Genomic DNA, 26838 nt, shown 5'->3' on the forward strand with positions numbered 1-26838 from the left:
TACTATTATGATTTAGATGTACTCTATACAAATGTAAAATACGTACCAAATACAGATCTGATTTTTAGTAGACACTTGTAATGTAGGATGGTAAAATATGTATATGAGCGTCGTTTATAATAAGGAAAGTACGCGAAGCGTGCTTTTTTTGTTTTTGTAAGGTATTTTGCAAAAGAAGGTATATTATCGAATGTAGAAATAGTTAATGAATCTATTCAACCAGATTTAAAGAGAGAAATGTAGAAGATATAGCTGCGTACATACGCACAGAAAGGACGAATCATGTTTGAGTGTATCATAACATTCTTAAGCTTCATTGTAGCAGTTATTTTTCTTCGGCTGATATTTCAAAGAAGAATCAGTCAACGTTTCCAATTTGCTTTATGTGAAATTTTCTTTGTTACGGTACTTCTCGTTGGATGTGCATCTACCAGCAGTGTAAAAGACGGAGATTTAACAGAAAATAAAGAAATAGAAGAGACCTTAGATGAAAATGATAAGATAAATAATCAGAACACTCTAGATCCTACCAGTTCTGAGGCAGAGAAAGATTCCGTTGTAAAGTTTACTTACGAATTAATACATCTAGAAAACGGTACGATAGATGGAAATGTTGAAGTCCTATCTGAGAATGAGATAACCGTTGTTAATAATGCAATCTCTGATTTTATGATAAAATCATCAGCGTGGCCGGGTGTTGATATTGATAAATTAAGCGATTGTTATCAGATAAATTGGATTTTTGAGGATGGCTCGATATTAGAATATTATACTTTTATAACTGGTGATAAGACAGTAATGCAATTTGGTAAAGATGGTCAGTATAGTATTATCGACAATAAATCATATGAAAACATTGTAAATTTGTTTTATAAAATCTTAGAAGAAGATGAAGATATTTAAGTTATAATAAGGATACTAAAAACTTTGCTACATTTTATTTAGAACAATATTAATAGCTTAACAATAGAGAGTCTTACTCATATCAGTAAGCTCTCTTTTTTCTTAACGGAAAGAGAGCCATCGATTCCTTGTATTATTAATAATTTCTCTAATTCGACACACTAATTTTAAAATCACATAAAGTATTATTAAAATATAATTGTAATTTAATAGTATAGGTGGTATAATAGAGTTTGTTAAAAATATATCATAATCATTACTATTATTGTTTATAAAGAAAGTTATGGGAAGGGGTAATCACGATGAAAGTAGTAGTTGTAGGATGTACTCATGCTGGCACAGCAACAGTTGTTAATTTAAAGGAACTTCATCCAGATAGTGAAATCACAATTTATGAGAAGAATGATAACATATCTTTTTTATCATGCGGTATCGCATTGAATGTAGGAAAGGTAATTAAGGATACTAATAGTTTGTTTTATAATTCACCAGAAAATCTTAACAAATCAGGTGTCATTACTAAAATGAAGCATGAAGTATTGGATATAGATTTTGAAAATAAAGTCCTAAAAGTAAAAAATTTAGTAACAGGAGAGACTTTTGAGGATAGCTATGACAAGCTAGTTTTAACACTCGGATCTTGGCCAATCGTACCAAAGTTTGAGGGAGGAGAACTAGAGAATATCGAGTTATGCAAAAATCATGACCATGCTTTAAGAATCATTGAAAAATCTCAAAATGCATCCAATGTTGTTATCATCGGTGCAGGATATATTGGCGTTGAATTAGTAGAAGCATTTGAGGTACTAGGTAAAAAAGTAACTCTTATCGATGCAGAGCAAAGAATCCTTCCAAAATACTTAGATAAGGATTTTACCGATATTGCAGAAAATGAATTTACATCTCGTGGCGTTCAATTAGTATTAGGTGAAAAAGTGAATAAATTCCTTGGTGAGGATGGAAAAGTTAATCAGGTAGTTACAGAGAATGGTACTTATGATGCTGATTTAGTAATTCTATGCATAGGATTTGCTCCTAGTACAAAATTAGTACAAGGAAAACTTGATACCTTACCAAATGGTGCGATTATTATTGATGAATATATGAGAACAAGCCAGGAAGATGTATTTGCAGCTGGCGACTGCTGTGTTGTTAAATTCAATCCTTCTGGAGATTATCGTTATATTCCTCTAGCTACCAATGCAGTTAGAATGGGTACATTAGTTGCAAGAAATATAAATAAACCTACGATTAAGTATATGGGGACTCAGGGAACTTCGGGTATTAAAATTTATGATTATAACATCGCTTCTACAGGATTAACAGTGGAAGTAGCAAGAACGACAACCACAATGAATGTCGCTAGTGTATCCGTAACAGATAATTATAGACCAGAATTTATGCCGACCTTTGAACCTGCAACAATAAATCTTGTCTATGATACAGATACTAGAAGAATTCTAGGTGGACAGATTATTTCGAAGATTGACTTAACTCAATATATGAATACACTTTCTGTTGTAATTCAAAACAATATGACAGTGGAAGAACTTGCAATGACAGATTTCTTTTTCCAACCACATTTTAATAAGCCATGGAGTTTATTAAATACGGTTGCATTAAAAGCATTGTAAAAGCATAATAAATAATTCGATGCTCTAAGACATTGTAATAGCGCAAGAAATATTCCTTAATGAAAATAACACTTTTTTACTCTTACCTATAGGGACTAACAATCCTTTCAACATGGTGACTACCACATCGGAAATATGATGATAGAAAATGGTAAACTTGTTATCATTGATTTTGACCGTTATGATTTTGGCGACCCATGGGAAGAATTTAATCGTATTGTATGGTGTGCACAGTCAAGTCCGCATTTTGCTACAGGACAACTAAATGGCTACTTCGGTGGAGAACCACCAATGGAGTTTTTTAAACTACTTGCTTTATACATTGCAAGTAATACATTATCGTCAATTTACTGGGCTATTCCTCTTGGACAAAATGATATTGATATCATGATGAAACAATCGCAAGATGTTCTTATGTGGTATAACGATATGCAAAACCCAGTACCAACATGGTATCAGGCTTGCAAAAAAATGTTGAAGTAAGAAATAAAAACTATAATATTATGGCAAAATAGGATATATGTGATTTTCTATATGACAAGGGATAAGAAAAAGGTTACTTTGTTAACTTTTCCTTACTATGAATTAGGTTTAAAAATCGATATATCGAAGAAAAGTAGATGAATATGAGAATAATACAATAATAGATTAAGGAATGTGTGCTCATGAGTAAAAGTACCCGAAGAGGTTATGCAGAAAAGGATGAGATTGAATTTGGATGTGATTGGATTCAAAAATTAAGCATTGCTTCACAAGAATTAAACTATCTATTAGATCGAGGGTATCCTACAAAAGGTGCAGCTACCTTTATCGGAAACCATTACATGCTATCAGAACGACAACGTCTTGCAATAATGAGAGCAGTATCATCACCGAATGATATACTATTAAGAAAAAGTAAGCACATTCCCTTAGAAGAACTCTCCAATACTGAGGTTCATATCGATGCATTTAATACAATAATAACGTTAGAAGTGGCACTTTCGAACTCCTTGTTACTTGAGTGTATGGATTCTACGATAAGGGATTTAGCAGGTCTTCGTGGAACTTATCATGTAATTGATAAAACAGAACAAGCGATTCATTTATTGTTTCGTCAGCTTTGGAACAGTAAGGTTGGGAAAGTAATCTTTTATATTGATTCGCCAGTTTCTAATTCAGGCAGATTAAAAAGTCTTATTATGGAGATATCTGCTGATTATGCCATATTAACAGAAGCAATCGTATTACATGATGTAGATAAAACACTAGAGACAAAACCTTATGTAATCACAAGTGATGCAATTATTCTTAATAAGTGTCTTAGCTGGGTTAATTTAAATAGAGTAATTATTAATGAGCATATACCAAATGCATGGTATGTTAAGTTCCCCTTTTGAAAATGTTCTCTTGCAAGAGATGTGAGAAGACGATGGTTGGTCGTTATGTTGGATAAATCATAGTCAATATGTAGTTTTGCTTATACTAATGTAATTAATTAAACTTCTTTATTTTAATTCAATAGATGAAAAATTGGCGGGGAAGATAGAATCTACCGCCTATTTTTGGTATAAATTTTCTATACTGTTTCGTGTTAGAAATCTACTATTTTTGTTCATTCTATAATCTAAACCAAATCTTCCGGTTAACTAGTCGTTTTATTATTTCTCAGTAATCCATTTATTGATAGGGGTATATGCATCCAGGATGGGCGCAATCTAAAATGTGAAAATCTTGAATTCTGTAAACTGTCATCCGCTTACCATAGGACTATGAAGTTACTTATATCTAGTATTAAAAAACACATCATAGGAATACGAAGTTACTTGCATCTGGCATTAAAAAACATATTATCCAAATATAATTTGTAGATATTTGTAAATATATATCTTATAATAACGGAAGAAGCTTTTTGGTATCCGTGAAACCATAGGAGGTTACGATATGAAGAAACTATATTGGATTATCCTGATAGCAGTTGTTCTTGCATGTTCAGGTATTTTGATGTCCCTCCATCTGTCTGTAACGAAAGAGGAGATGACCTACCCCTCTTTTTTAGATGCTGTAAACCAAAATCAGGTAGCATCCGTTCAATTTAAAGAAAATGACAGTACTTTAAAGGTAATTTTAAATTCAGATAAGGATACAACTTATATTGTTCCGAACCCAAAGACAGAGAATTTTACAGAATTCTTATTACTTAGGAATATTAAAGTCGACAACAGTGACTCTTATTCCGCAACTAAGGTAATTCAGATCATACTAATAATTACTGTCGGAACAGGTGTGTTTTTATTCATTAGAACAAGCGGTGGTAAAGATAAACCTTTAATGAAAGATGCAGCAAAAAATAAAAAAGCTGAAAATAGAGTGAAGCTTGGTGATGTCGCTGGTAATGCTGAAGCAAAATCCATGGTGGGTGATATCATTGATTTTATTAAAGAACCTGAAAAGTATAGTGCACTTGGAGCCAGAATGCCAAAAGGGGTAATGCTCTATGGCCCTCCTGGAACTGGAAAGACATTAATTGCAAAAGCCATTGCAACAGAAGCTGGTGTACCTTTTTATGCTATGAGCGGTTCCGATTTCGTACAGATGTATGTGGGTGTCGGGGCAAGTCGTATCCGTACATTATTTAATAAAGCAAAAAAAAGTGAAAAAGCTGTTATCTTCATAGATGAAATTGATGCAATAGGTAAGAAGAGAGCCAGAAGTACCTCAGCTAGTAATGATGAACGCGACCAAACCTTAAATGCCTTGTTAACCGAAATGTCTGGTTTCCATGAAAATAAAGGTATCGTCGTTATTGGTGCAACAAACCGTTTGGATACATTAGACGAAGCCTTATTACGTCCAGGCCGATTTGACAGACAAATTGAAGTTGGTTTGCCAGATATACTTGCAAGAAAAAAGATACTTAAGCTATATGGTGATAAGAAACCACTTGGTGATGATGTTGATTTAGAGGTACTTGCAAAAAATACGGTGTCCTTTAGTGGTGCTATGCTTGAAAATCTTTTAAATGAGGCAGCCATTCAAGCTGCGAATGAAAAATCATCCTATATTCAGTCATCACATGTGGATAAAGCTTTCTATACTGTAATAGCAGGTAGCCCTTTACAAGATCGAAGTTTTATTTCAGAAAAAGATAAGAGTATTACTGCCTACCATGAAGCAGGACATGCTCTAGCAACGAAATTATTACAACCAGAACAATATATTTCAAAGGTTACCATTATACCAAGCGTAAAAGGTGCGGGAGGGTTTAATCTCTCAATTCCAAAGGATTCTTTATATCAGTCCAAGCGGCAGATACTATGTAGTATCCAAATATTATTGGCTGGAAGGGTAGCAGAGGAACTTATTTTTGGTGAAGAAGAAATTACTACTGGTGCAAGCAATGATATCCAAAAAGCATCTGCCATGCTAGTTGATTACCTAAATAAATACGGTATGGATGATGAAATGGGTCTCTTTAGTACTGTAGTATTAGAAGATCAGTATGATACAGACTTTTTAAATAAATGCCGTAATCAGATGCATGCGTTATATGACACTACAAAAAAACTTATGACTGAAAACAAAAAACTTCTTATAGAAATTACAAATGAACTTCTAGAAAAGGAATCTTTGAAAGGTGAAGATATCGATAGAATTTGTTTAAAAGAAGCAGTATAGTAAAGAAGCTTTATAATAAAGATGCTGTATAATAAAGATGCGTATGATAAAAAAGCATAACTAAAGATTCTGTATGATAAAAAAGCATGAATAAAATTGATTTATAATTAAGCACTCTATATAGTAAAAATCCGAGACTTTTGCTCTCGGATTTTTTTTGCTTACTCCTTTTTAATTTTAAGATATTCGAATGTGGTAATGCCTTTCTTCCTCATTTAGTTAATCTTAAAATAAATAGTTGCATTCTCTATAATTCTGTTTATTTTTTAATCTATTGACATTTCAAACGTTTTACAATACCATATATTTACATGTGATAAAAATTTGGTAATATGAATGTTATATCAGATAATATTAGATGTTTTGGCTTGGTAGTTCTTTTTAAGCCGCCGTACACGGAAAGGGAGAATAATGAGAAATAATCGTTTTACCTCCAATAAGAAACTAATGTTGGGTCTATCTGTAGTTATGGCTGCCTGTATGCTAATCGCTTGCACGCCTAACTCAAACCCTGTAGAGACAGTTCAGCCTTTTGAAATATCGGTAACTGAGGTAAAAGTAATCAGCAACCAGCAACAGATGATTCAAGATAATAATCTAACCCAGAGCGATCAAATTAAAAACCGGCTAGTTGTCTCTGTGTCAATCAATAATGTTACAGATATGGAGTTTAAAAAAGTATGGTATGAACTTCAACTCAATTCTGAGGTCAAACCATACATTGCTAGCCAAATAATAGAATTTACGAGTGATAAGATGAATATTACTACGCACGAAAAGTCATTGGCATCTAGCTTAAATGACAAAACTGCAGTTTGGGGATTTTCTCACGACTGGAATATGTCACTGACTTCTGAAGATGATTTGAATTCTTACCATGGTCTTTCGCCCGAGGAACTCGCAGAAGAGCTCAAAAGCATTACTGTGCAAGTCAATTGGAGTGGCGGAAAACAAACAGAAACAATTCCGCTCGAACTCAGCGAAAATGATGTGAATCTGCTGAAGTAATGTTATTAGAAAACAAGTTTAAAAGAACATAAGAGGGACTATAGCAAAAAAAGAAATTTTGCAATAGTCCTATTTTTTAGTCCACGAAATCAGTAAATTGCGTTACGGGAAATGGAAAAAGATCTTTTTTATCATGAAAGTAGGAGTAGATAAATAGACTGTAGTAAACTTTAAGAATAACAGAAAATCACATTTTAATCTTACAATTAAACCAAATCATTAAAAGGAGGAGTTATGCTATATCATGTATCCAATATATCAGGTCTAAAAAGTATTGAGCCTAGATCTTCAACCCACGGGAAACCATATGTTTATGCTGCAGATAATTTTGTTATAAGTTTACTTTTTGGTGTACGTCAAGATGATTTTGATTTTATTATAGATTTAAATAATGACGGAGTACCTGAAATATATGAGTGTTATGAAGATGCTTTGGTTTTGCACTATAAAGAGAAGCAATGCTCTGTTTATCGACTGAAAGATAGCGGTTTTTTAAAGGGGCAGACTTCTTGGGATGCTGAATTAGTTAGTGAACATACAACCTATGTTGAAAGTGAAACTGTAATTAAGGATTTATACCCAAGGTTAATGGAAGAAGAAGCAGACGATAATTTAATTATACACCGATATGAGAATACTATAGAATATAAACATTTAGTTTCGATGCATATCGTGGACAGATTAATCCGATTTAATGCTATGAAGTATATTGAATTTGATGAAAGATTTCAAAAGTACTATAGTAAATTAATTCAGGGATTAAATGATTTGATGTCTGGACATTATCTCAATGGCTAAACTACATACGAATCTTAAACTAAGTATAATATCTAGGAATCTAAAAACAGCAGACACAATTTAGTATCTGCTGTTTTTTTGCCCAACTAGAAGCTTCTGCATATACAGTTACTTTAATTCTTTCTGCTTCGCAGGTTTCTTTATAGTTTTCCAAGCATGCAATGCAAGAGAAAGAGCAATAACTCCATAGCATATAAATACACGGAAATACTCACCAATCAAAGAACTACCTAATAAATTACTTGCTGAAAGTGGTGCAACAACAAATAGGGTATGAAATAGGATAACACCAAGGATTGCTTGTTTATTGTTCGCCATTTGAACACCTGCTCCGCCTACAAGTAATGCAGCTATAGCATATAGACCAACCATAGAATGAGCTCCATAGGTGGAAAAGGTTCCAAGATTTTGAAGGTAAATTAATTGTCCCCAGCTAGCTAAAACAGTAGAAATGCACATCGCAATAATACGTGTTTTATTTACATTAATTCCTGCCGAGTTAGCAACAGTTCTGCTCTGACCGACAGTACGCATATTCTGGCCAAGCTTTGTACTTAAAAGCCAGCGATTGAAACCACAAATCAAAATAATTGCCGCATAAGTACATACTGGTAGAGAAATACTCATTGTAATATCAAAAACTACAGGAATATAGGTTAGTGCATATACAATGATAGCTATAATTATCATTGCTAGGTATTTGTTTACTTCAAGTTCTTTATGTTTTTGAATTAACTTAATCGAACAAATCTTTGTAATAACATAAAGGATAGCTAACACACAGCCAATGGTAATCGCATTTAATAACAACAGACGGTCAGTTCCTAGAAAATCACGGATAGCTGGTATCAATGTTAAAAGGAGTAGAAGAATCGTGACACTTATTTTAATGATAGATAATTTATAGCCTGATTTACCCTCCTTCTTTTTTCGTAGGATTACATTAGCAGCACTAAAAACAAAATACAGGACTAGAAGAATCCGAAGTAAAAGTAACATGCTAACGGTATCTAAGGCATACTTTAGATTTCCCGTTAAATCTATGGTATTTTTAACACCAATTCCACCTGCAATCATTAATGTAGTATCCTTGATTGGAATAATACCTCCAAGAATGAAAAGGAAAAATAGTTGATATAACCCATCCGCAAAGTAGGCGAGTACCATACCGGAAATCATTTCAGCACCTTTTGTTTTATTGTAGAGCCATCCAACAAGGAATCCAAATAAAATGGCGATTGGTGTACTTAATAAGACACATAGAATCAATCCGGTAATTCCAGTGAAACCCCAATATACGACAAAGAAAATAGAAATCTGAGCAGCCATGGCACCAACTACGATACCAAAGTTTAACCCTAACCCAGCTAGTACTGGGATGATTAGTGCTATAACTAAAAAGGTATTTCTTCCGAATCTCGTAAATACCTCCGAAACCGTAAAAATTAATGGTTTTCCAGTCGTTGCTATACCGAATATACAAAGTATAAGAAACATAAGAACAACCTTATTAGAATAGATATTTTTTAATCCATTACCAAGTTGCTTTTTGGAATAGGAAAGAAAATTATTCTTCATTCGAAGCACCTCCTTTGGCCTTAGTAAGAGCATAAAGGATAATTCCATTGGAAATAATCATACGCAAAATATCGGAAAGATCAGTTCCAGTAAGAGCTTTATTTGCCACCGGAAGAGCAATAACTAGAATTCCTTGGAATAAAAAGGTACCAATAATAACATGAACGATTTTCGCTCTCGTGGTACTGGCACCGCCTATTAATATAGCAGCAACACAGGTAAATCCCATCATTAATGGGGCATTATACATCTGTAAGAAGCCAAATGCTTGAGCATAGGTGATAATACCAATGGCTCCAAGAGAAGTAGATAGGGCAGTACCAATAATTCTTGTTCTATTTACATTGATACCACTTGCCTTTGCAAAATTAGGATTTGCACCAGCTGCACTCATTGCAATTCCTGTTTTACTTTTCATAAAGAGATAAACTAAAAAGCATAAGAAAAAGAAAAATAACAATAAACCTGTAGGAACAAATAATCCTGTTTCAGGTTTGCCGATGGTAATTGCGCCAGCTTTATTCATAATTTCACTAAAGCTACTTTCTAAACTTATGGTATTTCTTGCACCTTCTCCACCAATTGGCCACTTAATATCTCCGTTTTTAAATGGTAAAGTTACCCATAGAATGTTCATAAATGCAATGATTGAGAATCCAACATAGGTGGATACTGTCATTTCAGAACCCTTTACACGATTTAGTAAGATTCCGTAACCAATACCTACAATCCAAGCAATAACAGAAGATAAAATGATTGCAAATAGGATAGTAGCCCAAGCGCCAAGCATTTTATTTCCATCAAATATGGAAAGGTTCGCAATATTAAGTTCGATTGCTACAAGGGAGCCAAACAGTCCACAAACGATACCAAGACTTACTCCAAAATTTGGACCGATTCCACATTGAATGGCAGGTACCATGGCAAGTACAAGAATACCATACATTCCCCAACGTCTTAGCACATTACTTAATAATGCTACAGTGTCCATCTTGTAGAAACCAGCTGCAAATAATACGAGAATGAAAAAGGTAAAAATAATTAACCTTGGAAGCCCTATCGCATGATAAAGGTTTTGTATTTTTTTATTCATCCTTATCCACCTCCTCTATAACGCCAGACATTGCAAGACCGAAATCTGTATCAGAATCATCTGCCTTTAATACTCTTGCAACTTTTCCTTCAGAGACAATTGCAATTCTATCACAAATACTTCGAAGCTCATTTAATTCTGAACTTACCATAAGTATCGTTAACCCTTGTTCACGGTTTAACTTTGCCAATAATTCAATCACCAATTTTTTAGCTCCGATATCAATTCCTCTCGTCGGTTCTGATACAATTAATAGCTTTGGTGCTAAAGTTAGTGCACTTGCGATACACACTTTTTGTTGATTTCCCCCCGATAATCTACCTACCGCTTGTTCAGGACCAGTACACCTTATATCTAATGTCTTTATCATTTGTTTTACATGATGACTTGCAGCTTTTTTATGATATAATTTAGCGATTCCTAGATTATATAAAAATTTGTTCTGAACTTGCATCGCAGTAAAAATGATGTTTTGTTCAATTGAATCATTTAATAATAACCCTACACCACGTCGGTCTTCGGATACAAAGGCAATTCCTTTCTTTAAAGCATCGCCAAGCACTTTAGGCTCTATTTCTTCTCCATCAAAATGGATGGTTCCTTCTGATTCATATAATCCCATAATACCATTTGGGATTCCTAATTTTCCTTGCCCTGCAAGTCCTCCAATTCCAAGTATTTCGCCGCGTCGAATAGACAGATTCAATTGATTTACTTTTTCACCAGGCATATTTACGGAGAAATTACTAAGTTTCAGTATGATATCGTCCTTATTTAAAGTTCTAGTATCTTCGGATTCATCCAGAAGCTTTTCAACCTCACGACCAATCATCATTTCAGCAATTTTTGCAGCACTCGTTTCTTTCGTAAGTACGCGGTTAACCAGTGATCCATCTCTTAGGATCGTCATGCTGTTGGTTACTTGCATAACTTCGTCAATACGATGCGTTATAAAGACGATAGCAATTCCTTTCGATGAGAGTAGTCGCATAGTATCAAGCAGTCGTTCTGCTTCACTTTCTGTAAGCACAGCAGTAGGTTCATCAAAGATTAGAAGTTTAATTCCTTGTTTATCAATCTCTCTGGCAATTTCAATAAATTGCATATAACCAACCGGAAGTCCCTTTACCTTAGCGTATTCTTCAATATTAAGACCGATGGTATCCAGTGCTTTTCTTGCATCTTTTGCCATCGCTTTTTGATCTAGTTTTTCAAGGGATTTACTAAAGATCCTACTTAAGAAAGTAGGTGTTGTTATCTCACGGCCAATCTTAATATTTTCTGTAATGTTAAACCCAGGAAGAAGCATAAATTCCTGATGAACCATTCCAATTCCTAACTCCATCGCTTTTTGAGGACTATCAATGGTAACTGGTACACCGTCTATTTCGATGGAACCATCAAAACCACCTGTGTTATGCACAACAGGCATTCCAAATAAAATATTCATTAGCGTTGATTTACCTGCACCATTTTCCCCCATAAGTGCATGGATTTCGCCGGGAGCTATCTGTATATTAATATTCTTTAATACTTGATTCCCGAAGTAATCCTTCGAAATATTATTCATTTTAAGAACATATTTCGTATCCATACAATTCCTCCTTTTTTGTAAAAAACAAAGGTTCCCAGCTGTTTTGTTTGGAAACGAGGGAACCAATTTTCTTACATTTCAATTAAATTTATAGCTTATAAGAAATTTTGAATTAATCTGAGAATCAGAACAAGGATCTGATTCCGATAACATTAAAAATCATGGTATGGACAAAGTAGAAGATAGAAGTTATCTAAAGTTCCTTTGGTTTCATCCACATAATTTGACACTTTTACGTCCTGTCCACCAGCCACATCATTAAATATTTTAAAGAGTACCTCTTCGTCAACAGTACCTTTTGTGCGACCTTCGCAATATTCAATTGCATATTTTACACCAGACTTAACCATTAACATGTTTACTGGCACATTCCATGTGGACATTCTACCTGTATTACCATAATCAGCAACTTTTGAAGTGATGGAATCTAACATATAGTCAACATCACCTTCATGACCAGTTACATCAATTCCCATAGCAGCTGGATATCCATGGTAAGGAGATGGACAGCATTGTTGAGGAAAAATTGCATTTTGTTCTGCAATGGTACGGATTAGTGGTTCTTGCATTGCGCAGTTAGTACTAAAGAAAGCAGTATCTTTGCCATATTGCTTTACATATTCAGGGATATTTTCAATAATCCATTGTTGTGCACCAGAAACGCCAGCATCTCCTGTTGGGTCTGGAGCAGTTGCTTCTACATACTCGATTCCTAGTTTCTCACAATTCTTAACAAATAGTTCACGTCGAGCAGCAATGGTAGCATAGGAGAGATGACGAGCAAAAGATATATGTACAAATGTTTTTGCTCCTTGTTTTACTGCCTGTTCGATTACCGACGTACCCATAGATATTTCATCAACTAAAAGACAAATATCTGCTTTACTAGCTACGGTTGCAGGATCTTCTGCTACAACACCACAGATAAATAACATATCCGGTCTTGTTTCGCGTACTTTGTCAATTGCAGCAGCTGTACCTGGTACTGCCTGTACGAATACAATAGCTTTGACATCTTTATCACTTGCAAGGCCAACGACCTGCGCTATGGTTGCTTCGGTTTCCGTTGAAAAGTTATCAGGATATGTTGCTGTAACGATTTTATCTGATCCATACTCAGAAAGTATCTGTTTTGCAGCTTGATATTCTTCTTCTCCTTGGGATACCGTACCTGTGACGATTCCTATCTTATAATTGGAACTATCACCAGATGTTGCAATATTGCCTCTACATCCAGTAGTCATTAAGACCATAGAGATGATAAGCAATAAACTAAAAATTCTTTTCATAGCGTATACTCCTTTTTTATTTTTGGTTCAGGTGATAACAATTATAACTTTTTATTATACAACTGATCAGCTCTATTTTACTAAGTAAAGCGTTAAATTACAAGAGTAAATTTTATCTAATTAAAGCGTTACGTGGTAAAGCGTTGCGGGTTAACGTGTAATCACGGTAAAGTTGTGACTTGCTAGCATGTCAAATTATATAATTATCATCTATTTTCTATGAAAAATAGTGTTTAATCAGCTCTGCTGAAGTATTTTAAATAAATTAGCAATTGAGAACAAATTCCCAATATTCTCACATAATTCTTTGTCAATTGTCCAAAATAGTTCTAAGAGCCCACAAAACAAAGATTGTCTAGAAATGAGGCGAACTATGAATAACAACAAAACTTTTATGTTAAATTCTCCTTTAGGATCTATCTTTCCAGGAAATCAAGAAGAAGGTCTAAAAGAAATATCCAAAAATGATAAAAACCTAGTTGCAGTATCCGGTAAGATAAAGAAACCCGGTATTGTTACTTTAACAAGTAATACGACTCTACGTGATATCATTGAACTTTCTGGTGGTATGTTAAATGATAAACCTTTAAAAGCTGCACAGCTTGGTCTACCTTTTGGAGGTTTTTATACGAAGAAAGATATTGATCGTCAAATAACTCCAGACTCCTTTGAGGAAGGAATAAGTCATTCAATTATTATTCTATCGGAAGAGGATTGTATCATACAGTATGCAAAGTTTTATATTGACTTTTTGTTAGGTAAAATCAATGGAGGCTATATCGATCATTATATTCCCGCACTGCCAGAGATACTTCAGATGGTTAAAGTTTTAAATCGTATTAGCAAGGGAAGATCTAATATGAGAGATATTTTTCTATTAAGGGAACTCTCACAAACAGTAAAAGAAAAGGTACATCAAAAATATAATCTCATCGAAGAAGTGATAATCTACTTCTATGATGAGATTAAGGACCATGTGGAAGATAACCGATGCTACACCCTACAGTGTAATAATCTAACGAAATTAACGATTATGGACAACTGTATCGGATGTGATAAATGTACAAAAGTATGTCCGGTGGACTGTATTGTTGGAGACTTTAAAGAACAGCATTATATTGATTACACAAGGTGTACCCATTGTGGTGCTTGTCTTAGCACCTGTCCTGTAAATGCTATAACGTCAGGAAATAATTCTATCTTATTTTTAAGAGATTTAGCAACACCAAATAAAATTGTAATTACACAAATGGCTCCTTCCGTTCGTGTTGCAATCGGTGAGGCATTTGGATTTGAAACCGGTGCTAATGTAGAAAAAAAGATTGCAGCAGGGCTTCGAAAACTAGGTGTTGATTATGTATTCGATACCACCTGGGCAGCCGACTTAACGATTATGGAAGAAGCGAATGAACTTGCAGAAAGGGTGAAGAGATATCTAGAAGGCGATAAGGAAGTAAAACTCCCAATCCTTACATCCTGTTGCCCAGCTTGGGTAAAATTCATTGAACAGAACTACGGAGATATGTTAGATGTGCCCTCCACTTCAAAATCACCGATGCAAATGTTTGCTGCAGTTGCAAAAGACCTATGGGGTAAGGAGAAAGGACTTAGCAGAGAACAGATTACTTCCGTCGCTATTATGCCATGCATCGCGAAAAAATATGAAGCTTCAAGGCCTGAGTTTTCCAGGGGGCTTAATTATGATGTGGATTACGTTATTACAACTACAGAGCTCATAGACATCTTTAAGAAATCTAATATTGACTTAAGTCAGTTAGAAGATGAAGAAATCGATCAGGTGATGGGAGAATATACCGGAGCAGGTATTATTTTCGGCCGAACCGGCGGTGTAATTGAAGCTGCTACTAGAACTGCGGTTGAATTAATCACAGGGCAGCGTGTTGATAACATTGAATTTACCAGTCTACGTGGCTTTGATGGATTTCGAAGCTGTGAATTAACGGTAGGAGACTTAACATTACGAATTGGTGTAACCTATGGACTTAAGGAAGCCAGAAAGATGTTAGATAAGATTCGCTCAGGAGAGGAATTTTACCATGCAATAGAAATTATGGCATGTACCGGTGGCTGTATCGGAGGCGGCGGACAACCTAGGGCTAAAAAAAGAGAGGAAACAATTAAAAGTAGGATGGAGGGTCTGAATGAAATTGATCGTTCCTTACCACTTCGCAGATCCAATGATAACCCAGCGGTACTCGCAATTTATGAAAAATTCTTAGATTATCCGCTTAGTAATAAGGCTCAGGAATTACTTCATACCAGATATTTTGTTAAGAGGAAAAAATAAATATATATTACTTTCACTTGTACCGGTACTTTTACTTGTAAACTTATACTTTTCTAGTAATTTAACTTTAACTTGTAAACTTATACTTTTCTAGTAATTTAACTTTAACTTGTAATCTTATACTTTAACTTTAGATTTTACTTTTACTTGTAATTTAACTTTAACTTGTAATTTTTCTTTCACATGTAGATTAAATTCACTTGTTACCTTTTTTAAGGAATGTTATGATAAATGGGAATGTAAGCTTATTGATAGGTTGGAAAGATAAACATTTTTACAATTGTTATTTCTGACGTTATCACATAGGAAAGCAGTTGTGATATACAATGAGTATAATTCTGATTTAAAAAGACTAATCAAAAAGGATGGTAAGAAAGTGAAAATTTTATTAACTGCATTCGACCCTTTCGGTGGAGATACTATAAATCCAGCTATTGAAGCTCTAAACCTAATTAATTTAGAACTTGAGAACTTAGAGATTATAAAATTAATTGTTCCTACTGTTTTTTATAAATCAATTGATACTGTGACAGAGGTAATTGAAAAAGAACAACCAGATGTCGTTTTATGCATTGGTCAAGCAGGCGGTAGAAAAGAAATTACACCGGAGCGAGTTGCAATCAATTTGGATGATGCAAGAATTTGTGATAACGAAGGAAATCAGCCAATTGACACTAAAATCTATGAAGATGGTGAATCTGCTTATTTTGCAACAATACCAATCAAGGCAATCGTTCAGAAAATAGCGGAAGCTAATCTACCTTCAACTGTATCAAATAGTGCTGGAACATTTGTATGTAATCACTTAATGTATGGAGTGTTATACTATATTTCGAAACATCACTATAATATGAAGGCAGGTTTTCTTCATATCCCATATATGATTGAACAAGTAAAGCACATGCAAGATAAGCCGGCTCTACCTTTAGATCAAATCGTTCAAGGAATCGAATTAGCGATTGAAGCAATCGCGTGTAACAAAGTAGATCTTAGAATGACTGGTGGAACTGAATGTTAGGTAAGAATATTAGGAACAAAAAAATAATATATAAGAATTAAATCCTAAATTTACTATGAAACTCGTTGGATCGTTTTTATATCACAACGAGTTTTTTTATATCTATTTTTATTTCCAGTTCTTAAAATAGAAAGATACTTTTTCAGTTTTCTTATTGCATAATCCCATAACTAAATGTAAAATTATACCATAGTTACGAGCAAGTAGCGTTTTGTTAGTGTAGCTGAAATGCAAATAACGAGTGTTGACTAACTAGAGAGTTATAAATGGTTTAGTTATGTAGAAATTACTATATCTTTTGAAGGGATGTGTGTTGAATTGATGAGAAAGTTTCCAATTATAGTATCAGGTATTTTAGTATGTGCAACATTATTAAGTGGCTGTAGCCAAAATATGTCAAATGTTGATAAATCCACAGTGAATTTGAATTCGCAGAATACAGACAATCAAAATCAAGATGCAAATAATAAAGACTCGGATAATCAAGGCGCAAATAATCAAGAGTCAAATAATCAAGAATCACAAAACCCTGAATTAAAAAATACACCAACACCTCAAATCATAGTACTACCAGGTGACAGCACAATTGAAGCAAACGAAATTGTAGCCCCAACCATCACATTTGAACAAAAAGAAATACCATCGAATCCAGCAATAACTTTTGTACATAATATGAAAATAGGATGGAACCTTGGAAATACATTTGACGCAGTGAGTGATTCCAATCTAATGGATGAACTTAATTATGAAAGCTCATGGTGTGGTGTAAAAACAACAGAAGAGATGATGAAAGCAATTAAAGATGCTGGGTTTCAGTCGATTAGAATACCAGTATCGTGGCACAATCATGTTTCTGGTGATGATTTTATTATAAGCGAAGTATGGCTTAACCGAGTACAAGAAGTGGTCGATTATGCTATCAATAATGATATGTATGTGATATTAAATACTCACCATGATGTAAGTAAAAATTTTTATTATCCAAGTAATGAAAATTTAGAATCTTCTAAAAAATATATCAACGCAGTATGGACACAAGTAAGTGAACGATTTTCTTCCTATGGAGAAAAGTTATTATTTGAAGGGATGAACGAACCAAGGCTTGCAGGTTCTAATTACGAATGGTGGTTAGATTTATCAAAGCCTGAGTGTAAAGAAGCAATCGAATGTATTAATCAATTAAATCAGGAATTTGTTGATACCGTTCGCAAATCGGGAGGAGAGAATACTTCTAGGTATCTTCTGATACCAGGGTATGATGCATCGTCTCAATATGCACTTATTAATGATTATAAGTTACCAAAAGATAATATAAATGATCGTTTAATTGTATCAGTACATGCATATCTACCATATGACTTTGCCCTAAAAAGTCCAAAGGAAAGTGGCAGTATATCAGAATGGAATTCAAAAATAGCTGGATGTACTAAGGAGATAGATTCTTTTTTAAATAGTTTATATATGAAGTTTATAAAAAATGGAGTTCCCGTAATTATCGGTGAATTTGGTGCCAGAGATAAAGAAAATAATTTAGAATCTCGGGTAGAGTATGCTACTTATTATATAGGTGCTGCAAAAGCGAATGGAATCACATGCTTCTGGTGGGATAATCATGCATTTAAAGGGGACGGGGAAAACTTCGGTCTTTTTGATAGAAAGAGTTGTACTATAAAATATCCTGAGATATTGCAAGGTTTAATGAAATACGCAGAATAATAGATTTATTATAGTAGTAGCATTTCTTACTTAAATCTTTCATGGCTCTTTTTGTAGAGACGTTAGACAAATGATATATTTTCATGTATAATAGCCATGTTGCCGTAGAGAATAACGGATGAGATAATAGGGAAAGGTATCGTTTATGAAGTGCTTAATAATTGGGAATAATGATATATCAGAGGAAGAATGTAAGTGTATTACAGAAGAATCCTATAAAGATAAGAACAAAAAAGAATTGCCCAAAAAGGTGAAACGTATCATTGGTTGGAAAGGGATTTGCAAGTCTTGTCAAAATCATAAAAGGCCATGATTAAAAATACAAGAAATAGTACGCTATGATTACTTTTCCTTGTCCTGAATAAAGTATATTGGAGGAACTTATGATAGATAAGATTCAATTTTTAGAAACACTCCGTTCGTTAACGGAGATAGCAAAGGTATCGGAAAATCCACTTTCTAAAGAAGAAATATTATCCCATTTTGATGGAATGACCCTTACGAAGGAACAACAGGAAATGGTCTATCAATACCTGTTAACTCCAGTCGAAGAACGTGAAAAAGAAGACATGAGCGAAGAGGATTCTACACCTGTAGAAGATGAATTATCCAAGGAAAACAAAGAAAAGAACTCAGTGTTTTTAGAAATGTACTTAGAAGACATCAAGCATTTACCAAGGTTGACCGCAGAGTTAGAAGAAAGAGCATATATTCGTTTAATAAATGGAGATAACTCTGTAAGCCAAAGTATATCTGATCATTGGTTGTCGACAGTTGTAGAATTAGCAAAAAAATACGAGACCTATGATGTAAATATGGAAGATTTAATTCAAGAAGGAAACATTGGTCTACTGGGTGGATTAAAACAATTACTTGGTAGCAATCAAAAGATCGAAGCAAAAGAATACTTAATGGAGTCTGTATTGAAAGCATTCGAAAATTACATTGATGAAGTGATAGATGAGGATGATATGGAAAATTCTATTTTATCTAAAATCACTTTAATTAATGAAGCGATAACAGCCTTTGCAGAGGATAATGGAGTTACACCAACCGTTATGGAAATCGCTGATTATACTAAGATATCAGAGGATGAGATAGCAAGCATCTTAAGACTTTCTCTGGATACAGTGAAAGAAAAAGAGTAATTTAAATAAATAAAGTGAAATGTAATTCTACTCTTGTAGTATTAGATAAGATAGAATAAGACAGAATGTTTTTATTGCATCATTACTTATGATATGTTATACTTTCACAGGTTATTGTTGTATTTTAATCACTAATATGAAAAATAATAATTTTCAAGATAGGCTCTTGCAAGCAGTCTACCTTGCTTTAAATCATACGAGATAAGCTAATAATCAGACTTATAAGTTCATTTACAAACTGATAAGTCAATACGCTTTTCTTTCATACCTTTAGCATGAAAAGCAACTTTTGCTTTTTCCTGTTAAAAAATTCTTGCACAGATTGTTGCAAGAATTTTTTTGTGTAAAGGAGATTATCAAATTAGTGATTTAGTATTACTATAAATTTAAGATCTATAGAGAACAAAGGAGGTAAAAATGGAAAACGAGACAACTATGGAACAAAACAAGATGGGGGTAATGAAAGAGAATAAATTACTTATTACTATGTCCTTACCTATTATGGTCTCTATGTTAGTACAAGCAATGTATAACGTTGTAGATAGTTTGTTTGTTGCTAGATTGAATGAAGATGCATTAACAGCTGTTTCGCTAGCCTTTCCAATACAAAATTTAATCATAGCAATAGGTGTTGGTACCGCAGTCGGTATTAACTCTTTATTATCCCGTTATCTCGGGGAAAGAAATCAGGAAAAAGTGAATAAAGTAGCAAATAATGGTGTGTTTATCACTGCAGTTAGCTATATATTCTTTCTTATCTTTGGTCTCTTTTTTACAAGAATATTTTTTACTACTCAGACAGATAATCAACAGATTATTGAATACGGAGTTTCCTATTTATCTATTTGTACCATCTTTTCTTTTGGAGTGTTAGGACAGATAACATTTGAACGATTATTACAATCAACTGGTAGGACTGTGTATTCGATGTATTCTCAGGCTGCAGGAGCAATAATCAACATCATTCTCGACCCAATCCTCATTTTTGGTCTATTGGGAGCTCCAAAGCTAGGAGTTGCCGGAGCGGCGATTGCAACTGTTATTGGTCAGATTTGTGGCTTTAGTATAGGAGTTTATTTAAATCATAAATTTAATCACGATATTCATTTGAATATAAAGAAGTTTAAACCAGACGGTCATATTATTAGACAAATATATCAAGTAGGTTTTCCTGCTATTATCATGCAATCCATAGTTTCTGTTATGATATTTGTTTTAAATAAAATTTTAATATCATTTTCTTCAACATCAGCAGCTGTTTTAGGTATTTATTCTAAACTACAGAGTTTCGTATTTATGCCTGTATTTGGATTAAATAATGGTATGATTCCAATTATCGCTTACAATTACGGTGCAAAAATGCCAAAGCGTATTGTTAAGATTATTAAATTAAGTTTTGTTTATGCGATAGGAATTATGTTAGTTGGATTTGTGCTTATGGAAATAGCACCACGTGAATTTCTCTCATTCTTTCAGGCGTCGGAAGATATGATGGGAATAGGGGTAGTAGCACTTCGTGTTATCAGTATAAGTTTCTTATTTGCCGGATTTAACATTGTATCAAGTTCTGTGTATCAAGCTCTTGGTAATGGAGTACTGAGTTTAGTTATCTCTATAATTCGTCAATTGGTTGTTCTTCTACCAGTTGCCTACATCTTATCAAAACAAGGAATCCATGCAATATGGTGGGCTTTCCCGATTGCAGAACTAGTAGCAGTAGTTTTAAATTTAATTTTCTTAAAGTATGTGTACAAAAAGGAGATTAAGCCTTTACAGTTTGTAAAATAAGAAATATGTGATGATAACTATGAAACGAAAATAATCTAGACGATTATTATTACAAGTAAATAGTTAATATGGAGTTATTTATTACGATAGGGGTATTGGAACCGAGAGTTCCAATACCCCTATTATTCTTGACAAGTAAAACGTTTGAATCATGTTAACTAGTTTTGAAATGTATCTTTCATATCTTTAATAAGTTCAATATCAGAATCTGTTAATTTTAAATTCGATGAATACGTTTTTCCATTTACATCTGTTACGTTGATTTCAATTACAGTACCAGATTGTAACGCATTGTTCGAAACCGCGCTTAAAAACAACGGAAATTTTGGATGGTTCGCTTTAAATGCTTCAATTGCAGTTTTTATTTTAAACAATTTCATTGGATTCATTGGATTCATATCTTGTTTCCTCCCTATACAATACTTATATAGTATCTTAATACAGATTAAACAAAAAAGCAAATGTTTGGAAGTATGTATTGTACTTAACATAGTACATAATAGATCAGTGAATTACATAAAATCACATAAAGTTTAACTGATTCACATATACACTAATCCTTAGTTCTGCCAAATATACCTTAAGAATAGATTACAATGAATATACAATTGAGGTTTTTTATGGACAATTGTATCGCTGTACAAGATCTGATAAAGCAGTTTCATAAGAATACTGTAGTAGATTCTATTAACTTTACAGTAGGAAAAGGTCAAATCTGCGCATTTTTAGGGCCAAACGGTGCCGGAAAAAGTACAACAATGAAGATGCTAGCCACCTTATTAAATAAAACCAATGGAAAGATTATGATTGAAGGTCTTGACATGGACATCCAATCGGGAGAAATTAAACGAAAACTCGGTGTTGTTTTCCAAGAAGATGTTCTAGATGGAAGCTTAACAGTAGAAGAGAATCTTTATTATCGTGGCGGGCTTTATATCAAGTCTAATAAAGAGTTATATCATAAAATAGATCAAGTAGTAACTCTTCTTGAACTACAAAAGCTACGTAATAAAAAGTATGAGACATGTTCTGGAGGTCAGAAGCGAATTGTTCAAATTGGTAGGGCCTTGCTTACAAATCCGAAACTATTATTATTAGATGAGCCAACTATTGGGCTTGATCCTTTAGCAAGGACATTAGTTTGGAAGGTATTAAGAAAATTAAATAGGGAGCAACAAATTACAATCTTTTTCACAACGCACTATATGGAAGAAACGGACTATGCAAATCACATCTGTATTATTCATGAAGGAAAGATTTTATTATGCCAAAATCGTGATCGATTACTACGTAATCCTTGGAGAGATAACAAGCGTTTTACTATACATGAAATTTATCTAGATTTATTAGCACGCATAGAAGAATATGATTAATACTAAGTAATGAATTTTCGTGTATAAAGTTGCATGAATTTTCGTATAAGTTACTTAAATTATCGTGTATGAAGTTAGATAAATGACATGTATGAAGTTACATAATTACATGTTATCGAAACGTGATAATAAGTTCCCTATAGTAAAAAAGCTGTGTTCTGGCTTTTATACCGAAAAAAACACATATACAAACAAGGAGGAGATATCAAAGGATTTTATAAGGAGGTAAGAAATGAGGGAATTAGAAATTCTTATAGATAGAAATATTACCTTGTTTCGATCAAATAAAAGAAATGTTATGCTTAGTTTTGCATCGATATTCATTGTTATGGGGTTGTATGTAATATTCCTTAGGGATTTTATACTAAACTCTGTTGTTGCGTATGGCTTATCAAGAATATTAGCAGAAGAGTTTACCGATCGCATGATGGTTGGTGGTTTGATGATTGTACTGAATACGACAACTTGTTTTGGTATTATGCAATTATGTGTGGAAGACGCTTCTACTGGAATACGTAAAGATTTTCTTATTGCTCCTATTACAGAATTTAAAATTATATTAGGTTACTTATTATCAAGTGTGTTGGTTTCTGGTTTTTTTACATTATTTACGGTGATATGTGCAGAATGTTACTTTTATATTCGCTATGATAATCCAATGGATTATATCGCACTCGCTCAAGTAGTTATCCTTGTTATTACTACCTCCATAATAAACTCCCAACTATTATTATGTTTTATGAAGTTAGTAAAAGATAGTACTACATTTTCGACTTTCGGAAATCTATATGGAATGATCTCAGGTTTCTTAGCAGGAGCGTATTTGCCCTATCATATGTACCCAGGGTTCTTAAAGAAGGTATTAATATTTTATCCGCAGACACACCTTACTAGTATGATGAGGCAAATGTATCTTAAAGATTTCTCCAAAAGCTTGGAAGGCTCTCAAATGAATAGTTTGTGTAAGAAACTGTTTGACGTCTTTGGTGTAAATATTAAGTGGAATAACGCAGTGTTCGTTGGAAAAGAGCAGTTTTGCATTATAATATTGTTTTTCTGCATGTTTCTTATCATACTAAAATTATCTTATCGAAGATAATTAATAATAATTGAGACTAACTAGCGAAATGTAAGAATTAAATAAATTTGTCACCACGCCCCATAATATGGTAAAATAAAATTATATTAAATATAGGATGAAGACATATCTGTAGATACAATCTGCATTTTATGGTGGCATATATTGGGTCACTTTATCTTTCTATAGATCTGTTCAATGCTGATTCCTATGCCTTATCGGATATAATCTTATTACTTGTCATATGACTTATCATAATGGCTTGTCATATAACAAGTCATTATGATGAAGTAGTAATAAAGGGGGAGTGACACGTGACTATACTTATTATATTAGCTATTACTATCTTAGTTTTATGGAGCATACATAAGCGAAAGAGGAAGAGAAATTTAATATTAATACACATACAAGAAGCTTGGGAAAATATCTCTCCAAAAGATAACAGCAGTACAGATTTGGAAATACTTCGAGAAGAGTATAAGACTTATATTGCAAATAAAAACAGTATCGATGAACTTACCTGGTGTGATCTTGAAATGGATAAAGTCTTTCTTAAGATGAATTTTACTTCATCCATGGCAGGCGAAAGTTATTTATATGAGCTACTGCACAAGCCACTTTTTGAAGAGGATGAATTAACCGAGCGAAACCGCGTCATCGAGATTTTAACTAATTCAAGTTATTTAAGAACAAAACTTCAGTATAGCCTTTCCGTTATTGGTAAAAGTTGTAGTAGGTCTTTATATGATTATTTGCTAAACTGCGAAGAGTTAAAGACACCGAATAAATGGCCTCATATAATTAGTGCAATATTTCTTTTTATCTCAGTCGCGTTAATTTTCTATAACAGGACTATAGGTATACTTCTGTGCTTGATCGCTATTATTTTAAGTTTAGTAACATATTTTAAAGATAGAGCAGCAATGGAAAGCGACTTACCACTCGTTCGAATCGTTGGTAATATGCTAATGGCTGCTAAAGAACTTAGTCAAATGACTGATACAAATTTATCCTGTTATTTTAATAAGATAAAAGTTAGTCAAAAGCTATGCAAGCAATTTAAGATTACGATTAGAGCCATTAGCTCTGGCGTAACATCTTTTGCCTCAGATATGGATATAGTTTCTGACTACTTAAGAATATTAACTCATATTGATATTTTTCTTTATAACAGCTACATAAAAAAGTTAAAAGCCTCTTACAAAGAATTAATTCTTATCTATCAAATCGTAGGTTTTTTAGATAGTATGGTAGCAATAGCAAAATATCGAAAAAATCAGTTGTATTTTTGTACCCCTAATTTTACTGATACCTTAAGTATTGTTACTACGGATATTTATCATCCTCTGATTAATACTGCTGTAGCTAATGATTTTACAGGAACAAGAAGCACTTTGTTCACAGGTACAAATGCTTCTGGAAAGTCAACATTTTTACGTACTTTAGGAATTAATGCTTTGTTAGCCCAGACGATTTATACGGTACACGCAACGCGTTTCGAAACTAATTTTTATCATATACATACATCGATTTCATTAAAAGATGATTTAGAACAACATGAGAGCTATTATATGGCAGAAATCAAAGCTTTGAAATGAATTTTTGATAGAGCTAAGGAAGGGAATAGAGTACTCTGTTTTATTGATGAAGTTTTAAAAGGAACGAATACATTAGAACGTATCGCAGCCTCAACCGAAGTTTTAAAAGAACTTTTACAGTATCATGTATTGTGTTTCGCTGCAACACATGACACTGAACTCACCAAATTATTAGGTGACTCCTATCAAAACATGCATTTTAAAGAGACAATTACAGATAATGAGCTCCATTTTGATTATAAAATCAAAGCTGGTGTATGTACCTCTGGAAATGCTATTAAGTTATTAGAAATCATGGGATTTTCAAAAGAACTAATTCAAAATTCAGTAGATAGAATACAGCTCTATAAAGGGACCGGCGGTTGGTATTAGAAGCAATATGTTATTATCATGAATCTTAAATAATATGGAGAATGAAATATGAATAAAAATAAAATTGGGTTAATTCGAGTAATAATTGCTATTGTTATCCTTGCTTTTGTACTCATTGCCTTCGTTATAATAGGGAAAAAGGGAATTAAGGCAGAACTATTAGAGGATAGTATTGTAGTAACCGCGTTTTTGTTTGATGAAAAAGTAAGTTATGATAATGTTGAAAGTGTTGAGCTCTGTGACAATATTGATTATGGACGTAGATCATTTGGTGTTGGAACGTTTCAAATTAAAAGTGGCAATTTCCATAATGATAGATTCGGTGATTATAAATTAGCCATAACTGAGGCATCCACTAACTGTATTGTTATTAAGATACTGGGTGGATCATACTTGGTATTTAACCAAAAAAGTAATCAAGATACCAATGATTTTTATACAAAGCTTATTCAAAAAGTTCCTGTGATAAAATAGGAAATTTACTCTGAAATATCATAGAAAAGAGTTATAATGAAAAAGCAGTCAAAAAGTAATAATAAAATATTAGTGTCTAAAAGTTATAGTAAAAATTAGTCTAAAAGTTATAGTAAAAATTAGTTGACAGCTATCAAAGTTAGTGCTAAACTTTCAGATAATTTCAAATCAAAACAGCGTTGATAAGGAATATTATATATTCACTTGATTTCAGAGAGAGAATGGTTGGTGCGAATTCTTAAGATGGTGATATAAAAGGCGCCTTTGAGCTATGGATTGAACAGGAAATTCCTTAGTAGATACCATCGGAATCCCACCGTTATCTTCGGGAACAGCATAAAGATGATACACTTTCTCGTGCTGATAAAGTGCAGATTAAGCAAGATAAACCAGTAACTGATTTACTTGTAA

At 33.3% G+C, this 26838-nt stretch carries 20 protein-coding genes, 2 pseudogenes and 1 other annotated feature (1 of these 23 only partly in view); of the genes and pseudogenes, 17 read left to right on the forward strand and 5 right to left on the reverse strand.

Annotated features, from left to right (window positions below):
* Positions 1-282 precede the first annotated feature (282 nt).
* From CPHY_RS10580 to CPHY_RS10610, 7 genes and pseudogenes are all read left to right on the forward strand, one after another.
* On the forward strand, positions 283-903 hold the full coding sequence (locus CPHY_RS10580) for a hypothetical protein (protein ID WP_012200067.1): 621 nt from the start codon (positions 283-285) through the stop codon (positions 901-903).
* Positions 904-1205: 302 nt separating this feature from the next.
* On the forward strand, positions 1206-2537 hold the full coding sequence (locus tag CPHY_RS10585) for an FAD-dependent oxidoreductase (protein WP_012200068.1): 1332 nt from the start codon (positions 1206-1208) through the stop codon (positions 2535-2537).
* Between the two features lie 114 nt (positions 2538-2651).
* Positions 2652-3020, forward strand: a pseudogene (locus tag CPHY_RS10590) (aminoglycoside phosphotransferase family protein); the annotation flags it as partial.
* Between the two features lie 182 nt (positions 3021-3202).
* On the forward strand, positions 3203-3916 hold the full coding sequence (locus CPHY_RS10595; protein ID WP_012200070.1) for a DUF434 domain-containing protein: 714 nt from the start codon (positions 3203-3205) through the stop codon (positions 3914-3916).
* A 544-nt stretch (positions 3917-4460) separates the two neighbouring features.
* Positions 4461-6194, forward strand: a complete 1734-nt coding sequence (locus tag CPHY_RS10600; RefSeq protein ID WP_012200071.1) for an ATP-dependent metallopeptidase FtsH/Yme1/Tma family protein — start codon at positions 4461-4463, stop codon at positions 6192-6194.
* Between the two features lie 411 nt (positions 6195-6605).
* Positions 6606-7202, forward strand: a complete 597-nt coding sequence (locus CPHY_RS10605) for a hypothetical protein (protein ID WP_012200072.1) — start codon at positions 6606-6608, stop codon at positions 7200-7202.
* Positions 7203-7436: 234 nt separating this feature from the next.
* Positions 7437-8000 (forward strand): hypothetical protein, encoded by a 564-nt coding sequence (locus CPHY_RS10610; protein WP_012200073.1) that lies wholly within the window; start codon positions 7437-7439, stop codon positions 7998-8000.
* 108 nt (positions 8001-8108) lie between these two features.
* Here CPHY_RS10610 and CPHY_RS10615 read toward each other — a convergent pair whose 3' ends face one another.
* The 4 genes from CPHY_RS10615 to CPHY_RS10630 form a co-directional block, all read right to left on the reverse strand.
* Positions 8109-9578, reverse strand: a complete 1470-nt coding sequence (locus tag CPHY_RS10615) for an ABC transporter permease (protein WP_012200074.1) — start codon at positions 9576-9578, stop codon at positions 8109-8111.
* Positions 9568-10671: an ABC transporter permease subunit gene (locus CPHY_RS10620; protein ID WP_012200075.1), complete on the reverse strand. Its 1104-nt coding sequence runs from the start codon at positions 10669-10671 to the stop codon at positions 9568-9570. The genes CPHY_RS10615 and CPHY_RS10620 overlap by 11 nt, the downstream gene beginning before the upstream one ends.
* Positions 10664-12265: a sugar ABC transporter ATP-binding protein gene (locus CPHY_RS10625; RefSeq protein WP_012200076.1), complete on the reverse strand. Its 1602-nt coding sequence runs from the start codon at positions 12263-12265 to the stop codon at positions 10664-10666. Before CPHY_RS10625 ends, CPHY_RS10620 begins: the two co-directional genes overlap by 8 nt.
* Positions 12266-12417: 152 nt before the next feature.
* A complete protein-coding gene (locus CPHY_RS10630; protein ID WP_012200077.1) occupies positions 12418-13554 on the reverse strand; it encodes a DUF3798 domain-containing protein in 1137 nt (378 codons plus the stop codon).
* Positions 13555-13927: 373 nt separating this feature from the next.
* Between CPHY_RS10630 and CPHY_RS10635 the strand changes: the two genes are divergently transcribed.
* The 6 genes from CPHY_RS10635 to CPHY_RS10655 all read left to right on the forward strand — a co-directional run bounded on the left by CPHY_RS10635 (position 13928) and on the right by CPHY_RS10655 (position 21532).
* On the forward strand, positions 13928-15862 hold the full coding sequence (locus tag CPHY_RS10635) for a [FeFe] hydrogenase, group A (RefSeq protein WP_012200078.1): 1935 nt from the start codon (positions 13928-13930) through the stop codon (positions 15860-15862).
* A 376-nt stretch (positions 15863-16238) separates the two neighbouring features.
* A complete protein-coding gene (gene pcp / locus CPHY_RS10640) occupies positions 16239-16880 on the forward strand; it encodes a pyroglutamyl-peptidase I (RefSeq protein ID WP_041704289.1) in 642 nt (213 codons plus the stop codon).
* A gap of 321 nt (positions 16881-17201) precedes the next feature.
* The gene (locus CPHY_RS10645) at positions 17202-18596 is read left to right on the forward strand and encodes a glycoside hydrolase family 5 protein (protein WP_157668704.1); all 1395 of its coding nucleotides are present in this window, start codon (positions 17202-17204) and stop codon (positions 18594-18596) included.
* Positions 18597-18741: 145 nt separating this feature from the next.
* A complete protein-coding gene (locus CPHY_RS21725; RefSeq protein WP_157668705.1) occupies positions 18742-18909 on the forward strand; it encodes a hypothetical protein in 168 nt (55 codons plus the stop codon).
* A gap of 70 nt (positions 18910-18979) precedes the next feature.
* Complete coding sequence (locus tag CPHY_RS10650) at positions 18980-19744, forward strand: RNA polymerase sigma factor RpoD (protein ID WP_012200081.1); 765 nt, start codon at positions 18980-18982, stop codon at positions 19742-19744.
* 417 nt (positions 19745-20161) lie between these two features.
* Positions 20162-21532: an MATE family efflux transporter gene (locus CPHY_RS10655; protein WP_012200082.1), complete on the forward strand. Its 1371-nt coding sequence runs from the start codon at positions 20162-20164 to the stop codon at positions 21530-21532.
* Between the two features lie 158 nt (positions 21533-21690).
* Here CPHY_RS10655 and CPHY_RS10660 read toward each other — a convergent pair whose 3' ends face one another.
* Positions 21691-21930 carry a hypothetical protein gene (locus CPHY_RS10660; protein WP_012200083.1) on the reverse strand — a complete coding sequence of 80 codons (240 nt, stop codon included), beginning with the start codon at positions 21928-21930 and terminating at the stop codon, positions 21691-21693.
* Between the two features lie 222 nt (positions 21931-22152).
* Between CPHY_RS10660 and CPHY_RS10665 the strand changes: the two genes are divergently transcribed.
* The 4 genes and pseudogenes from CPHY_RS10665 (at position 22153) to CPHY_RS10685 (ending at position 26427) form a co-directional block, all read left to right on the forward strand.
* The gene (locus CPHY_RS10665) at positions 22153-22905 is read left to right on the forward strand and encodes an ABC transporter ATP-binding protein (protein ID WP_012200084.1); all 753 of its coding nucleotides are present in this window, start codon (positions 22153-22155) and stop codon (positions 22903-22905) included.
* A 232-nt stretch (positions 22906-23137) separates the two neighbouring features.
* The gene (locus tag CPHY_RS10670; protein WP_012200085.1) at positions 23138-24004 is read left to right on the forward strand and encodes an ABC transporter permease; all 867 of its coding nucleotides are present in this window, start codon (positions 23138-23140) and stop codon (positions 24002-24004) included.
* 554 nt (positions 24005-24558) lie between these two features.
* A pseudogene (locus CPHY_RS22660) lies at positions 24559-25953 on the forward strand (MutS-related protein).
* A 48-nt stretch (positions 25954-26001) separates the two neighbouring features.
* Positions 26002-26427, forward strand: a complete 426-nt coding sequence (locus tag CPHY_RS10685; protein ID WP_012200088.1) for a PH domain-containing protein — start codon at positions 26002-26004, stop codon at positions 26425-26427.
* A gap of 170 nt (positions 26428-26597) precedes the next feature.
* Positions 26598-26838: a binding site (T-box leader), on the forward strand; it runs 44 nt beyond the window's last position.

It is taken from the genome of Lachnoclostridium phytofermentans ISDg (genome assembly GCF_000018685.1).
GTDB classification, from domain to species: Bacteria; Bacillota; Clostridia; order Lachnospirales; family Lachnospiraceae; genus Lachnoclostridium; species Lachnoclostridium phytofermentans.